The sequence below is a fragment of the Celeribacter baekdonensis B30 genome (assembly GCF_000299875.1).
GTDB lineage: Bacteria > Pseudomonadota > Alphaproteobacteria > Rhodobacterales > Rhodobacteraceae > Celeribacter > Celeribacter baekdonensis_A.
The window spans coordinates 366,087-382,176 of sequence record NZ_AMRK01000001.1 but is presented as its reverse complement, the minus strand read 5'-3'; the positions used below and the strand labels follow the sequence as shown (position 1 = coordinate 382,176).

11 protein-coding genes are annotated in these 16,090 nt (G+C 61.0%); 5 read left to right on the top strand and 6 right to left on the bottom strand.

Translation table 11 applies throughout. The annotated features are described in order from the left end of the window. Positions 1-304: 304 nt before the first annotated feature. The 3 genes from B30_RS01790 to B30_RS01780 all read left to right on the top strand — a co-directional run bounded on the left by B30_RS01790 (position 305) and on the right by B30_RS01780 (position 10,306). Entirely contained in the window at positions 305-1,321 is a 1,017-nt protein-coding gene (locus B30_RS01790) for a universal stress protein (protein WP_009570270.1), read from the top strand. A gap of 119 nt (positions 1,322-1,440) precedes the next feature. Beyond that, positions 1,441-9,711 carry a GH36-type glycosyl hydrolase domain-containing protein gene (locus B30_RS01785; RefSeq protein ID WP_009570269.1) on the top strand — a complete coding sequence of 2,757 codons (8,271 nt, stop codon included), beginning with the start codon at positions 1,441-1,443 and terminating at the stop codon, positions 9,709-9,711. Positions 9,712-9,790: 79 nt separating this feature from the next. Continuing rightward, a complete protein-coding gene (locus B30_RS01780; RefSeq protein WP_009570268.1) occupies positions 9,791-10,306 on the top strand; it encodes a hydrolase in 516 nt (171 codons plus the stop codon). 545 nt (positions 10,307-10,851) lie between these two features. On the opposite strand, the gene B30_RS01775 is transcribed toward B30_RS01780, so the two are convergent. Genes B30_RS01775 through B30_RS01765 form a run of 3 tightly spaced genes read right to left on the bottom strand, consistent with a single transcriptional unit; the run spans position 10,852 to position 12,768 of the window. Next, positions 10,852-11,304 carry an Hsp20/alpha crystallin family protein gene (locus B30_RS01775; protein ID WP_009570267.1) on the bottom strand — a complete coding sequence of 151 codons (453 nt, stop codon included), beginning with the start codon at positions 11,302-11,304 and terminating at the stop codon, positions 10,852-10,854. Between the two features lie 46 nt (positions 11,305-11,350). Next, on the bottom strand, positions 11,351-12,313 hold the full coding sequence (locus tag B30_RS01770; RefSeq protein ID WP_009570266.1) for a Crp/Fnr family transcriptional regulator: 963 nt from the start codon (positions 12,311-12,313) through the stop codon (positions 11,351-11,353). Between the two features lie 2 nt (positions 12,314-12,315). After that, positions 12,316-12,768, bottom strand: a complete 453-nt coding sequence (locus B30_RS01765) for a host attachment protein (protein ID WP_009570265.1) — start codon at positions 12,766-12,768, stop codon at positions 12,316-12,318. A gap of 212 nt (positions 12,769-12,980) precedes the next feature. Here B30_RS01765 and B30_RS01760 point away from each other — a divergent pair, with 212 nt between their 5' ends. After that, the gene (locus B30_RS01760) at positions 12,981-13,751 is read left to right on the top strand and encodes a Crp/Fnr family transcriptional regulator (protein WP_009570264.1); all 771 of its coding nucleotides are present in this window, start codon (positions 12,981-12,983) and stop codon (positions 13,749-13,751) included. Positions 13,752-13,947: 196 nt separating this feature from the next. Here B30_RS01760 and B30_RS01755 read toward each other — a convergent pair whose 3' ends face one another. From B30_RS01755 to B30_RS01745, 3 genes are all read right to left on the bottom strand, one after another. Continuing rightward, a complete protein-coding gene (locus B30_RS01755) occupies positions 13,948-14,370 on the bottom strand; it encodes an HPF/RaiA family ribosome-associated protein (RefSeq protein WP_009570263.1) in 423 nt (140 codons plus the stop codon). A gap of 23 nt (positions 14,371-14,393) precedes the next feature. Continuing rightward, positions 14,394-14,672, bottom strand: a complete 279-nt coding sequence (locus tag B30_RS01750; protein WP_009570262.1) for a glycine zipper 2TM domain-containing protein — start codon at positions 14,670-14,672, stop codon at positions 14,394-14,396. A gap of 62 nt (positions 14,673-14,734) precedes the next feature. Beyond that, positions 14,735-15,154 (bottom strand): CBS domain-containing protein, encoded by a 420-nt coding sequence (locus B30_RS01745; protein ID WP_009570261.1) that lies wholly within the window; start codon positions 15,152-15,154, stop codon positions 14,735-14,737. Between the two features lie 148 nt (positions 15,155-15,302). Here B30_RS01745 and B30_RS22460 point away from each other — a divergent pair, with 148 nt between their 5' ends. After that, a complete protein-coding gene (locus B30_RS22460) occupies positions 15,303-16,088 on the top strand; it encodes a DUF2267 domain-containing protein (protein ID WP_009570260.1) in 786 nt (261 codons plus the stop codon). Positions 16,089-16,090 lie beyond the last annotated feature (2 nt).

The following is a 16,090-nucleotide window of genomic DNA, read 5'->3' as shown; positions in this document are numbered from 1 at the left end:
CGAACCGCGCTCCAAGACGCACACCGAGTATCTGAGCGCCACTGAAATAATCTGACTCGACAATGCATTCGGGCAAAACACGACAGCAACGTCTGCACTCACTATCCGTGTCATTCTGAACACAGTCCAAACCGCGTCATCGACAGATGTCAATGACGTCAGATTTCTTTGGCCGCGTCATGGCGGTGTTAGGCACAAGGCGAGCGAATTGCGCGCCGTCAATGAGCGCCACGCCTTTGCCGATAGCATTTAGGCCCATGCTTCAAGTACTAACGAAGTGTCTCATGGACGGGGGGGGGGAGCCATGCCTGATATTCATTCCGGACCGGCCACCGAGGACAGGCCAGATGAACGGGAGAGCGACGCTCGCCTGTTTCGCCATGTGATGGCTTGCCTCGACCGGTCCCCTGATGCCGTGCGCATATTGGAACAAGCTGTATTGCTGGCAAACCAGACGGGGGCTGACCTGACGGCCATGCGAGTCGTGCCCGCCGGGCCGTCCACGATTAGGTGCGCCGATCCCGTCGACTGGGAATTGACCAGACGAGTTGAGACTGCCGATCTCCTGCGGATGTCCGACACGACCGGGGCAACCACCGACATATGTGCGGTCGTGGCCTGCGGTTCGGCCGCGCGGTGCATCCATGACGAGGCGCTTCGACGCGATGTGGATCTTCTGGTCTTGGGCACGGGAACTTTCAGCCCCCCGAGCCGATGGGGCCTCGGAGGGACGGCCAGGCATCTTGCGGAGGTTTTTCAGGGATCGGTTCTGATTGTTCCGGGCGAGATTGCAGGCGAGCCTCCCAAAATCCGCCGTATCATAGTCCCAATGGACGGTTCGGCGCCTTCGGAAGCCGCGCTTCGCTTCGCCGCCGCGATTGCGCGGGCCCGCGCGGCAGAACTCGTCATCCTTCATGCTGTTTCGCATGTTGGCGCGTTCGGCACGGGACGAACGGGACAGGGAGATGAGGCGCTCTGGCGCGAACTTAAGGAAGAGGCGGCACATACGGTCGAAGATCGGCTTCAGCGTTTGCGTCGATTGCTCCCGGTCCACAGGCATGGCAACCGCGTCCGTCGGCTCAGTGGCGATGAGCCACGCAGGGCTTTGATGAAGGCTATTTGCGAGGAACGGGGCGAACTCGTCGTGCTTTCGGCCCGCGGGCTGGGAAACGATCCCGATCTGCCCATCGGGAGCACGGCGGAGTATCTTCTCTCTCGTGCTGTGACCCCGATCCTGCTGATCCGGAACGCAGAGTTGGGCAATCATCGCGCTGGCGGTACCGCACCAAGATGGCCTACCGCTTTGCGGCAAGATCCATGACGGTGCCCTCCTCGCAGCTGCAGGAACCGGTCGCCGCTGCGTCCGAAGACCAAGGACAGCACAATTGCGTGCATCCTGGTCTTCCAAGGGCCGTACCGGTATGGAAGCACCTCGACAGGATGTCCGCGTGGCTGGATGAGGCGCGGCGCATCTGCCGCGCGCCACCGCCCGAAGTCTCGAAGGCGGCAGAGTGGCTGCTTGACAACGAGTATCATGTGCGTCGGGCGGTACGTCAGGTGCGCGAGGATATGCCCCCGGCTTTCTATCGACGCCTTGCCCGATCCGCGTGGCCTGAAGCGCGGGGGAGCCCGCGCGTGCTTCTCGCGGCACGCAGCTACATTGATGAAAGGCATGCGCAAATCGACGCAGCCACCGTCACAGCTTTCGTGAATGAGTTCCAAGGCAGGGAAGGGTTCTCCCTCGCCGAACTTTGGGCAGTCCCCGCGATGCTTCGGCTCGTGGCGCTTGAAGAAATCGTGACGACCTTCTGTTGTCTTGTCCCGGATCTCGCGCCACCCTTTCAAGGGTTGGAGAGGCCCGGGAACTGGCAAGACCGGGATTCCACCGACGCCCTGTCGCGGGCGATCGTGGCGCTTGCCGCAATTGAGCGGATCGACTGGAAAGCATTTGTCGAAGCGACAAGCCATGTCGAGGCAATCCTGCGCAGGTCACCTGACGGGCTATACCCCGAGATAGATTTTGACACACGAGACCGGTATCGGCAGGCGATCGAGGACCTCGCCGAAGGGACCGGACAGTCGGAGCCGAACATCGCGCGCGAGGCGGTTCGCATGTCGCGCGGACATATTGGATCACCGCGCCAGAGCCATGTCGGATGGTGGCTGGTCGATGGCGGTCGTGGTGAGTTCGAGGCTCTGACGGGCTACCGCAGCAAGCACGCCGAAGCCTTGCGCCGTCTGGCGCTCCGCCGACCGGGATGGGTCTACGTTACGGGCCTTGTCGGAGTTGCCGCATTGGCGCTTGCCGTCCCGCTGGCGCTGCTCATCGATAGGGATGCAAGTGGCGTTGCGCTTGCGCTTGGTGGTCTGCTGCTGACCATGCCGGCTTTGATCATTGCGATGACGGTGACCAATTGGCTCGTCACGCAGATCGTGCCGCCCAGGGTTCTGCCCAAGATGGATTTCCGAAAGGGACTACCCGAAGGCGTTGAGGCGGCCGTCATCGTCCCGGCCATTTTCCGAAGTCCCGACGAGGTTGCTCCCGTTCTTGCGCAGCTTGAACGTCATATGCTGACAAACCCGGATCGGCGGATGCACTACGCGCTTTTGAGCGACCCTGCCGATGCCGCGCAACAAGTGACGGACGAGGACCAAGCGCTTGAGGCCGCGCTTATCAACGGAATTCGCAAGTTGAACCGTCGATACGCGCCCTCCGCGCCCTTCGTCCTGCTCCATCGCCGCCGCAGATGGAACGAGGTGGACGGCATCTGGATGGGTTGGGAACGCAAACGCGGCAAGATCGAGGCGCTCAACGACTTCCTGCATGACGGGTCAGGGGATGCCTTCCCCCTGACCGAGGGGGATGTCGAAGGATTGCGCGCCGCGCGGTTTATCGTGACGCTCGATGCCGACACGATTGCGCCCCCGGGCGCGGTGCACAGCCTTCTTGGCACGCTTGCCCATCCGCTCAACCGCGCTGAATTCGACGCGGAGGGAGAGCGTGTTATCGCGGGCTACACGGTCATCCAGCCCAGAATCGAGATATCCCCGCAAGCGGGGGCCGTTTCGCCGTTCACCCGGCTCTACACCGGCGACACTGCCATCGATATTTACAGCCGCGCAGTATCCGACGTTTACCAGGACCTTTTCGGCGAAGGGATTTTCACCGGAAAGGGGGGCTATGACGCAATGGCCTTTCGGCGCAGCCTTGGGAACCGGGTTCCGGAAAACGCGCTGGTCAGCCACGACCTGTTCGAGGGGCTCCACGGGCGGGCGGCTCTGGCATCCGATATCGTGCTCTACGAAGGATTTCCGGCGCGCTATCCGGATTTCGCACGCCGTATGCACCGCTGGATTCGTGGGGACTGGCAATTGTTGCCTTGGCTTGGCCGACAGGTGCCGGGGCGCAGCGGCGATCGGTTGCGCAATCCTCTATCTGCACTCGATCGTTGGAAGATCATTGATAATCTCCGCCGGAGTCTGATCGCTCCGTGCCTTGTGCTGCTGGCTCTTTGCGGATGGCTCGTGATACCTGAGGCGGCGCTGGTTTGGGCCCTTCTGACCGTGGCGGCCCCCGGCACCTATCTGGTGACCTATATCGTCACGGGTATCTCGCGCGGGCGTCGCCGCGGTACCGTGCAGGACCGCTGGCGACAATTGCGCGACCACGCTGGCCGGTGGCTTCTGGAAATCGCATTCATGGCGAACGAGGCCGTGATCTGCCTCGACGCCATCGGACGTGCTCTGTGGCGGCTCACCGTGTCGCGGCGCAACATGCTGGAATGGTCGACAGCCGCCCAGATTGCCGCGACCGGGGCCGATACGCGCGCCCGCTTCTGGATCGACATGGCGGGCGCACCTCTGCTTGGTCTCACCATCACGACCACACTGGCCGTTCTGGCTCCTGCCGCCTTGCCCGGAGCACTGCCGCTGTTGGTGCTCTGGATTCTGTCGCCAGAAATCGCGTACCTGATTTGCCGGCCATGGCAGCCCGCGAAGGACAGCCTTTCGGACATAGACCGTAGGTGGCTCCGCCACATCGCGCGGCGCACATGGGCTTATTTCGAGACTTTCGCCGGCCCCGAGGACAACTGGCTTGCGCCCGACAACTACCAGACCGATCCCGAGGCGAAAATCGCCCACCGATCATCGCCCACGAATGTCGGGATGCAATTTCTGTCGTCCATCACGGCACTTGATCTCGGACATATCGGGCTGCGCGACCTCGCACAGCGGACAGAGTATGCGCTTGAGGCATTGTTGCGGATTGAGCGCAACCAAGGGCATCTCGTGAACTGGTTCGATACGCGCGCCCTTCTGTCGCTGGAGCCTCGCTATGTCTCGACGGTGGACAGTGGCAACCTAGCGGTGGCACTTCTGACCCTGCGCGAAAGCCTCGTCGAGGCCGCGAATGGCCCGGCGCTGTCGCGGGCACTCTGGGACGGGTTCATCGACACGCTTGGCGTGTTGACAGAGGCCACCGGAGACCTGCCGACCGAGCATTCGCAAGTGATACGCGGGCTGATCCGCACCCTCAGCGACAGTGCCGAAGCGGCTCGGGGTGATCCGGCTGGCTGGCGTAGTGCCCTCTGTCGGAGTCTCGAAGAAGACTTGCCCAAGCTATCCGGGGCTATTCTGAATGCCCTGGACGCCACGCCCGGTGCCGATCCGGGCGAATTGCATTTCTGGTTCGAGCGCTGCCGCCATCACGCGGCAAGTTTCCTGCGTGATCTCGATGCCCTTTGCCCGTGGCTGGCGATCGACGGTTGGATGGAGGTCGATGACCGCGCCGCCGAGATGGCCAAAAGGCTGTGCCTGAACCTGCCGCTCGGGCAGCTTGATGAGGTGTTCGAATGCATGCAGGATCGTATTGAAAGCCACACGAAAACCGGCGTCAAAGGCGCGGAGCTACGGACCGCCATTTCCGCTGGACAGACTGCAGGGGTGGCTTTGCGCGACAACCTGTTGGCCCTTGCTGAGAAGGCCGACACGCTCGCGATGGGAATGGATTTCTCGTTCCTCTACGACCGCGAAACCCGGACGTTCTTTATCGGATACAATCTCAGTTTCGACCGGATGGATGATCATCGCTACGATCTGCTCGCGTCCGAGGCGCGGCTGGCCAGCTACATCGCCATTGCCAAGGGCGATGTTCCGGCAGAACACTGGTTCCACCTGGGGCGGCCGATCTCGCGGTCCTCCGGCCCCCTGACGGTCCTGTCATGGAACGGGTCGATGTTCGAGTTCCTGATGCCGGCGCTTCTGATCCGCAGTGCGCCGGGTCAGTTGCTTGGCCAGAGCGAGCAGGCCGCCGTCGATATTCAGCGTCGCTACGGGGACAGGCTCGGTTTGCCTTGGGGCGTGTCGGAAGCCGCATTCGCCGCACGGGACATGGCACAGAACTACCAATACCGCGCGTTCGGCGTGGCCGGGCTTGGCCTGCGCCAGGGGCTTGCGGAGGATTATGTGGTTGCCCCTTACGCCAGTGCGCTCGCGCTGTCAGTCCGACCGGGGGCCGCCGTGAGCAATCTGCGCTGGCTCGACGCGCTTGGCATCCGGGGGCGCTACGGGTTCTATGATGCAGTTGACTTCACACCTTCGCGGTTACCTGAAACCGGCGCCCATGTGCCGGTTTTCACCTATATGGCACACCATCAGGGCATGCTTTTGTCCGCCATTGGCAACGCGCTCAACGACAGCGTTTTCGTGCGTCGCTTCAACCGGGACCCGCGCATTTCAGCCATCGATCTGCTGATGCATGAACGGGTGCCGTGGGAGTATATCCCAGAGCCGTTGCCGGACGCAGGGTCGACGCTTCGTGAGCAGGTTGAACGACGTGTTCGCCCGCTGCACGGCTGGCCCGCCGAGGACACGGATGCGCCGCAGGTCCATACACTCGGGAACGGTAGTCTCTCGGTCTGGCTGTCGAGCGCGGCAACGGCGAGTATCTGGCGGCACGGGCAGTCGCTGACCAGTTGGGCCTGTGATCAGGTTGTCGACAACGGCGCGGCGCGGCTTTTGCTGCGCGATGCCGAGGATGACGAGATATGGGAATTCCGGCGCACGCCCGAACACTGGGTGGATGTGATATTTCACGCCGAGAAAGCGACCTTCCACCTGCAGCACCATAACATCGCCGCAACGCAGGAGATTTGCGTCGCTGCAGCCGATGACGTGGAGATTCGGCGCGTTACGCTGGTCAATCATGACGACCGGCGCCGCGTGGTCGACGTTACAACCTATGCTGAACCGGTTCTTGCACCGCATGCGGCGCATGAACGCCATCCTGCCTTCAGCAAGCTCTTTGTCAGGAGCGAGATCTTGCCGGAAATGAATGCTTTGCTTTTCACCCGGCGTCCACGTCGGCCCGAAGATGCGCCTCCGGTGATGCTGCACCGGCTTTTATGTGAGGATCGGGACGTGGTCCCTGTTGGCGCCGAAACGGACAGGCGGGCGCTGATCGGTCGCCACGGAACGTATCTCGACGCCGCAAACGCGAAAATGACGGGGGCGGCAGGTTGGACCCTCGATCCGGTTGCCGCGCTGCGGGCGCGAGTCAGTCTTGCGCCGGGACAGCGTGCGACATTTGCATATCTCACAATTGCGGCGGGGTCGCGGCAGGCGGCAATCGACACCGCAGAACGCTACGCGACCGTCGCCGCACTGGACTGGGCCTTTGAGGATGCAGCCCGATCTGCCGCAGATGAGGCAAATCGTGTCGGCCTGACACCATCGGATATGGCCGGTTCACAGCGCCTCGCCACCCGCCTGCTCAGGTCAGCGGCACGGACTGCCGCTGACGGAGAGACCGCGGGGCCGGGACAGCCTGACCTTTGGGGGCTTGGCGTTTCCGGCGATCACCCGATCATACTCGTTCAAGTCGCGGACGCTGACGGTGCCGATCTGCTCCCCTCCATCGTGCGCGCGCAGCGCTGGCTCAGACGAAATGGCCTGCGCTCCGATCTTGTGATTCTTGGCACAAAGGCCTCAAGCTACGAAGCGCCGATCGCCGCAAGGCTGCGCGACGCTTTGCGCGATGCCGGGCTTGCCGAGGGGCTTGGCGGCGACGGCGGAATTCATCTGCACAGCGTTGACCGAATCTCTCCATCCCAAGTGCGCGCTCTTGAGACCCTTGCGCGGGTGACGCTTGATGGTGCCGCGCCGACGCTGGATGCGGCGCTGCCGACAAGGCAGGAAAACTACGTCAAACCACCGGTCTTCGACCCCGGCGGCCGACCGGTGACCGAGGCGTTCAAGCCACTGGAACGGCCCGAGGACCTGATCTGTGACAACGGCCTTGGGGGCTTTATCCCCGACAATGGGGATTATCTCATACAGACCGAGCCGGGTTTAACCACCCCGGTGCCGTGGTGCAATGTCATTGCCAACGACAGGTTCGGCACGATCGTCACGGAATCCGGGCTGGGTTTCACCTGGAGTCTCAACAGCGGAGAATTCCGCCTGACGCCATGGTCAAACGATCCGGTCGCGGACATGCAAGGCGAAGCGATCTATCTGCGAGACGAGGAAACAGCGCGGGTCTGGACGGTCACACCGTTGCCAACGGGCGATCCGGCACAATGCCGCATCATGTACCGGGCAGGCGAGACGGTTTGGGAGCGATCATCGCAGGGACTTGGGCAGCGGCTTTCGATTTCGGTGCCACAGGATGCGCCGGTCAAGCTGTTCAGCTTGGAGTTGACGAACACCACCGCCCGCCCGCGGCGCATCACTGCGACCTGTTATGCAGACTGGCAACTCGGGGCGACGCCGTCGATCGCCAAGCCGCATGTCAGGACAGGCTTTCACGGCACTGCGCGGGCGCTGATTGCGCAAAGCAGCTGGTCACCGGCATTTGCCGGTCAGATCGCGTTCCTGACCGCCAGTCGACAGGCACATGCGATGACGTGCGACCGTGAGGCATTCCTGGGCCCCGGCGGCACTGCAATGCCTGAAGGTCTGCGGCGCTGGAGCCCCTGGGGGCGAACAGATTCGGTGGAGGACGCCTGCGCGGCCTACCAAGTGCACCTCGATATCGCGCCAGGTGCTGTGGAAAAGGTGGTCTTCGTGCTCGGGGCTGCCACCAGCATGGCCGAGATCGAAACACTCGCCAAGACATTCGCTTCACCGAAAAAGGCGGCTGCGGCCACTCAGGCTGTGTCGGATGTCTGGCAGCACCGTCTTGGGGCGATCCAGGTCGAGACACCGGATGGGGCCTTCGACCTGATGGTGAACCGCTGGCTGCCCTACCAGTCCTTCGCCTCCCGCATCCTCGCACGTGCCGGGTTCCAGCAGGCCAGCGGCGGACTCGGGTTCCGCGATCAGTTGCAGGACATGATGGCGTTCCTTCTGTCCGAGCCGCATCGCGTGCGCGCCCATATCCTCGATTGTGCGCGCCATCAATTTGAAGAGGGCGATGTGTTGCACTGGTGGCATCCACCAGAGGACCGCGGTGTCAGGACCCGGTGTTCGGACGACATGCTCTGGCTGGTCTACGCGACCCATGCCTATGTCCGCGCGACCGGCGACATCTCCATCCTGAAGGAGGAGGTGCCCTTTCTTTCCGCCCCGCCGTTGGCCGAGGACGAGGAGGACCGTTATGCCGCGTTCGAGATCGGACAATCCTCCACGCTGTTTGATCACTGCCTTCGTGCGATGCAGCGCGGCGCAACCAGGGGGGCGCACGGTCTGCCATTGATCGGAAGCGGAGATTGGAACGACGGCATGGACCGGGTTGGCTGTCACGGACGCGGTGAAAGTGTCTGGCTGGCATGGTTCGCGGCGCATTGCGGCGATGCCTGTGCGGATCTGGCCGATCTGTCCGGCCGGGTGGATGAGGCGGGGTTCTGGCGCAAGCGCGCGGAGGAACTGCGACAGGCTGCGGAAACCTGCGCCTGGGACGGCGAATGGTATCTACGCGCCTTTGACGATGACGGTGTCCCATGGGGATCGGCGCAGAATGACGAGTGTCGGATCGACAGCATCGCCCAGTCCTGGGCAGTTCTGGCAGGTGCTCCAAACCGGGCACGCGCCGAACAGGCACTCCGCTCAGCCGCCACCCATTTGATTGATCCTGCACACCGGCTTGTCCGGCTTTTGACACCGGCCTTCGACAAGACATTACGCGATCCCGGTTACATTCGCGCCTACCCGCCGGGTGTTCGCGAGAACGGCGGCCAGTATACCCACGCGGCCACGTGGCTTGGGCTGGCCTTTGCGCGGCTCGGGGACGGCGATGAGGCGTACCGGATATTCGACCTGATCAACCCCGCGCGCCGCAGCGCGCACCCTGAGGACATGCGCGCCTACCGGGGTGAGCCCTACGTCATTCCGGCGGATGTCGGTGGTACGCCCCCGTTCGAAGGCCGGGCCGGATGGACCTGGTATACCGGTGCCGCGGCCTGGGCGTGGCGCCTGGCGGTCGAAGGAATCCTTGGACTGGAACTGCGGGCTGGCGCCTTGCGCACCGCCCCCTGCCTTCCTGCGGACTGGACCGGTTATCGCGCGACGGTGCGGGGACAGGCCGGATCCATTTCAATAGAAGTGCTGCAAGTCGATTGCAGCGATGGAAGTGTCGCCAAGGCACAGGACGGGAGCGGTGAAGACGGCACGATCGTTGAGTTTCCAACCGACGGATCGACCCGCCTGGTTCGCGTGCAAGTCCGCCGTGGCAGCACCGAGCGTGGGCGACAGGCCAACGCGAGATCATGAACGCCCGCTTGCGTGCCATCAATGCCGGATGTGCCGATCTGTCTATTCTGAAGCAAAAGATGATGAAGGAGAAAGGCCGATGCGGATCAACGAATTGCCACACTACGACATGTCGATCAACACCACAGGGTGTTGTCCGAAGTTCAATCCGGAGGGATGGGACGGGCAGGATTTGCATTTCCGCGACAAACCCATGGTGCGGGCAGTGACGATGTCAGCCATGCATGTGCCGTTGAATATGGGCCGGGTGTTTTCCCGTGTGCAAGGCCACATCGAGGATGCCGGGGCGTTCGATTCGGACGACTGCATCGTTTTGACCCGGGACACTTCGCCTTGGGCCAGCGAGCACTACTTTTCCGTCGGCAAGCCGGTCGAAAACGAAGAAATGACAACGCTGTCCGGGGACTTCGTCACCAAGGTCTTTGAGGGACCCTATCGTGAGGCCCGCAACTGGTATCGGGAGATGCAGGAACTGATCCGCAAGCGCGGCGGAACGTCGGGCGATATCTATTTCTTCTACACCACCTGCCCGCGTTGCGCGAAAGCCTATGGCAAGAACTACGTCGTCGGAGTGGCGGAAACCTACGTCGCTTAGAGCACGTCGCGCAAAAGTGGGAACCGGATTTACGCGCCCTAGAAGGAGGACACCGGGAAGGCAATCATCGACACCGCGATCTTGCGCTCGGTCATGCTCCGTTCAAAACCTCATGCCGAGCTGTTTCAGGGTTAATGCAAGGCGGGTATCCGTTGTATGGCATAAGGCTTTTCCCGCTTCAGATTGATGTTGTGGTTTCGCATGCGACGAAGTCATGCCCACCGCAACGAGAGCATGTTCTGCCGGGTTGATCGTTGACGTTCGAGACGTTGGCCGCCGGCATGCGTCCGGCTTTTCCCTGATTTGAGTTGGCTATTGGATGGGGATGAAAATCTGGTGGTACCGCCGTTTTGAATGCCCCTGCGGCACAAAACCCCGGCTCGGCCACGGCTGAATTCGTAACCATGGCCTTTGACCAGATCCACCAGATCCGCAAGGCGGCGATCAAGAAAGAAACCCCGGCAGCAGGCCGTTGAGGGACAGGTCAGGGGCAAGGCTGCGCCTCCACCCGATGGAGGTGCAGGGATTTCGACTGCGTCGTCGGCTCAGGCGGCGGATTTCACCTCCACCTTGCGTTCCTTCTGTTTCGCTTCCGGGGTCTTCGGTAACGTCACGGTCAACACGCCGTTGGCGAAATCTGTAGAAACGGCCTCGGCGTCGACGCCGGAGGGCAGGGACAGGGTGCGCTGGAATTCCCCATAGTGGCGTTCACTGACGAGGTAGTCCTCCTTCTCCTCTTTCTTCTCCTCCGATTTTTCACCGCGAATGGTAATCGTTCCATCGCTCATCTTGATGTCGATATCCTCGGCGGCCATGCCGGGCAGTTCGGTCGTGATCCGGTATTCACTGTCACATTCCACGAGTTCCGTCGCTGGCTGTAGCACCCATTCGGAACTTGCGGGGAACAACGAATGTACCCGGCGCGACAGCGGTTGCCGCCAGAGTCCTGCGCCGAAATCGTCGAACAATCGGTCGATCTCGTTTCTGAGCGAAAGCATGGATGGCCACCCTTAAGCGGCGGCTGGCGGCGTCTCTCTGCGAACTTCAATTTCGGACTTCTTCTTGGGCATCCTCAGGTCTCCTTCTGGCAAGGCCGCCCTTCTGCACGGCCACAGGTTTCATGACAGCGTTGAGTCTATTTGCACCGCGCTGCAGTGCATTGACGGCGGTCATCCTGTCGTCAGATTTCAGTAACCCGAAGCGGCTTTCCATCCGCTTTGATCGACCATTCTCTCCCACGCAACGTGCGGGTGGCTCCACGCCCGCAATGCTCGCGAGCAAGCCGAGATCTCGGATCAGGAACCGGTATGGAGTAAGGCTGGTCACCAGATCTTTTTCTTCGAGATACCGCAATGTCCGGCAGATCGTCTCGACCGCGGTGTTGGTCAGGTCGGCCCAGTCGCCCCGATCGATTTCCATGCTCACGACGAGACTCCCGTCGGGGAGCGGCTCGCTCGGCATGAACTCGGCCGCCTTGACGAGGAAGGCGATGATCCGCTCGCGGCTGTTCAATGTGCCATTGCGCCAGAGCAGGCCGAGAAGGCTATGGTGCTGATGGTCTATCTCCCGCAGCATCAGCCTGCGGAAGCGTTGATTGATTTCCAGTTGCCGCTTGACCGTCGCTCTGTCGTAACAGCAGATTTCGATGTCGGTGGCGGCCTCGAAATCATAGTCGCGCTCCTGACCGGGAAGTCCTCCAACGATATCTCCGGGCATCGCCAGACCCACCAGGATGCGTTTGCCGCTCACCTTTATCACTGATCTTCGTGCGTAACCGCGTCGGACAACCCCGAGAAAGCCGCTGCTTCTATCTTGTTCGAAAATTCGTTTTCCGCGGCTGAAATGGCGGATGATTGGCGGATGAATGTCGAAAACAGGCTCATCCTTGACGATGCGGCAGAGTTGAGAGCCCCGTAACTTGCATCCGCGACACGCTGCAAAAGCTGCGTGGAGATCGGTTCGGGGCCAAGGCACACTCATGTCCAAATCACGCGCAGTCTGAATCATGTCTATGACTCCTTACCAAGCGCCTGGATCACGGCGTCGCGCAGATCCACCTCGGACAGATTGACGAGATTGAGATCGCGTTCGAGGATCACGGCACTGTTCAGAGACGCGGGTATTTCGCGGCGCAGGACCCCAAGCATCTTTGGTGCGGCGAAAATCGCCAGCCGGGTCAGATGCCCCTTACGAAAGTGGTCTTCCAGAACGCTGAGGGTTTCCTGGGCAAAATCCTGCATGTCGCGCAGGACCGGGTCGGATCCGGGTTCCATGGCAGAGCGCCGCCCGCCGGCACCCGATGCGACGCTGCGGCCCGGCTTGTCCGAGAGATGATCGCGCAGATGGATTGATTTTGCCTGGCTGATGAATTCTATCGGGTCCTGCGCAGCGCCATCTTCGAGATCCCGCAGAATGCGGGCACGAACGCCATCGCTCACCAAAGCCCATGTTTTGTGACGCATCTCCTCCCCCCACTTTAAACACCTTGCACACTTGAGATGAAAACTGATTGGCACCGGAGGGTCATTGATACATGTCAATGCCGCCCCCGGCTCAGCGGTTTGCCGCTGGTGGCAATGGTAGCGCAATGATGATACTGCTCACAAACTGTTGATCGACACGAAAGCGGCACAATGCGATAGCATGGTCAGACAATCGAAGGTGCGTAGATATAGTGGAAGAGCATCGCAAAGAGACACGCCTGAGTTTAGTCAAGTCGACACCGTTTTCTCAGCTTCGCCCCGAAACATGGGACGCGCTCGAGGTGATGTGCCGTGTGAAAAGCTATCGCGCCAATCAAACCGTCGTTCATGCGCAGGAGAGATCCTATTTCATCGGCTGCGTTCTGTCCGGTGTTTTGCGGATGGAAAAGACATTGGCCGATGGAAGGGCACAGATCGTCGGGCTTCTTGTCCAGGGGGACTTTTTTGGAAGGGTTTTCGACGGCATAGCAGAGTTTTCCATCGAGGCAGCGACCGACACGGAAATCTGCGCGTTTCCCCGGGCGGAATTCGAGGCCCTGCTGACGCAATCGCCGGACCTTGAACCCGCGGTGCTGTTGAATGCCGCCAACGAATTGGACCGGGCGCGAGAGTGGTTGATCATTCTTTCAAACCAGAAGATCGTCGGCCGCATTGCCGGTTTCCTGTTGCTGATGTGTTCGCGCTTTCGTGGTATCGACCATATTTTGCAGCCCAGACCGGAAGGTGTCGAAGTCAAGATTCCGATCAGCCGGGGTGATCTGGCCCATCTGTTGGGCACACGGCCGGAATCGATCTCTCGCTCCCTGCATTCGCTCAGCGACCGAGGGGTTATCGACATACTCGAACCTGACCGCATTTTGATCCGGGACATGAAAGCCTTGGCGTTAGCGGCCGACGAAGACGAAATCGAAGCCATTGCCATCCTTCAGAAACTTTTGAAGAACCATCGTACCGAACCCTGACCGATGTCGAGAAGTCGGCCCGGATCGCGGTGGATTTTCGGGTGTTCCGGGTTTCCCCCACCGCTGATTTCCCTCAATCCGCAATCGGCACCGACACGGCGTAAATCCCCTTGTCACCCTGCACTTCGCGGAACCGGGTGCCTTTGTCCAGACGCTCCCAGTCGTCAGAGGTCAGGCTGTCGCGCTGGGCATATACCTAGCGGCCATCATTGGCCTGAACCCAGCCATATCCAAGTTCAGGCTCCAGTTCGGCGATTTCGCCGTGTAGCACGGGCGGGTGATGCTTTACCTCGATGCCGCCCATCTTCTTTTTGCGCGACCTCAATGCCCTCTCGGCGGCGGTGAACGCGCGATTCACGGCGAGGATCAAATCGTTCTGCGCGCTGCCTTGGGCGATTTCGCGGGAAATCGACACATCAGGACCGGGCAGATGCAGGTTGAGCCGAACCTTGAAGACGCGCCCGTGCCGTTTCCTTTCCTGCGGCGCCGCCATCGTCACCTCGCATCCGGTGATCCGGTCCTCGCGCCGTTCCAGCATCCTGACGCGTCGGAGCACGAGATTCTCGACCGCCAGTGAGTGGTCGACATTGTGATAAGAGATGATCGGTTCGATCTGCATTCGATCAGTCCTCGTTCTGGTCCCTATGGGCATGGCGCGGTGAAATAGGTTCCGTCGCCGCGGGCATAGGCGCAATCATCGGTCGCTGAATTTTGTGCGACAAGCGTACCGGCCGCCGCCCCGGCGAGCGCGGCGATAAGACGCCAGTTGTCATCGGCATCGAACGCCTCGGCTGTAATCAGACCAGCGGCGGCACCGGACGTGACGCCGACCACCGTCCGCTGTTCTGAAGTGAGGTTTTCGCAACCTGTCAGTGCAAGGAGACCTGCGACGGCCAACACATTTGCATAGTAATACGTCATAGACTTTTCCTCATATTATCTGGTCCTGCATAAACCCTCAGACACCGCTTGTGTGCCTTTGGTCACTTGTGATGATCCGCCAGGGCATGCAGAAGCTCGCCGGACAATTCCCTGCCGACCGCGTGGGAAATGTCGCCTAGGCTCAGCATGCCCACCAGCCGCTTGTTATCGTCGATGACCGGAAGACGGCGGATCTTCTTCTGGTCCATGAGATGGACGGCGTCTTCCACCGTCTCGGTCGTCCGGCAATAGACGATGCCCTTGGTCATGATCTCCTCGGCGGTTGTCTTTGCCGGATCGCGTCCCTCCGCCACCACCCGGAGCGCGATATCACGGTCGGTGACCATGCCGATCAGCTTGTCATCCTTGCCGACCGGAATCGCGCCGATGTCATCCTTTCGCATCATCTTCGCCATCTCGCTGACGGGCATGTCGGCGCTGGCCCAATCGACCTGTTGGTGCATTGCCGCGGTAATTTCCATTTGAGAGACTCCTTTCAGCTTCGCTTTGGACACATGATAGGGGTCATGGCGCGCCGGTTTCATTGACTGCCGTCAAGCGGATGGTGCATTCTCTTGATCACATCGGCAATCAGGAGGCACAGGTCAGGATGCGCATCCGGTCGTCGACGTGACCATTGATTGCCGCAACAACAGCAACGCTGTCGGTTTGGGAGATGGTGTCGCGCAGAGTGGTCCGGGAGAAGGCCGAGACCGCCGCATCCGTGAGCAGATCATGCGTCGCGATGGCATGCCCTTCGACGTCATCGGGCCACGGACACCCACCAGCGGCTCCCCACCGTCGAATTCGCGCTCCTTGTGGCGGGCGATTTCAAGCCCCCGATACGGGCAGCCTGTCGAATCCGTTGAGTGCAAAGAAAAGCATGCCCCTTCATTGCGGGCTGGTCAGGTCGCGGCATTGACGGCCATCAATGCGCTGCTGGGGATTGCCGCCCATCATGTAATCCAACGATATTCAAGCGACAGGTGTTTCATGACCATAACCGGTATCGCCACACTCGATCATGCCCCGCAGGTTTTTGCCGAATGGCTGAATGAACTCTGCGATGATCTCGAGTTCCCAAAGCCACGGGCATACATGCTTTTGCACGAGACGTTGCACGCCATTCGTGATTTTCTGACGGTTGATGAAGCCGCAGATTTAGCAGCGCAGCTTCCGGTGCTGGTACGCGGCGTATATTTCGAAGGCTGGAATCCTTCGAAAACCCCGGCCAAACCACGCGGTAAAAGTGACTTGATCGCGCGGGTTGCGTCGCGGTTTCAGAAGGAGCCTTTGGATGAACCGGATCGGGCCGTGGCGGCGGTCATCGACCTTTTACGCCGACATGTCTCCTGGGGCGAATTCGAGCAGGTCAAGCACGCCATGCGCAAACCAGTTCAGGAGCTTTGGGAATAGGC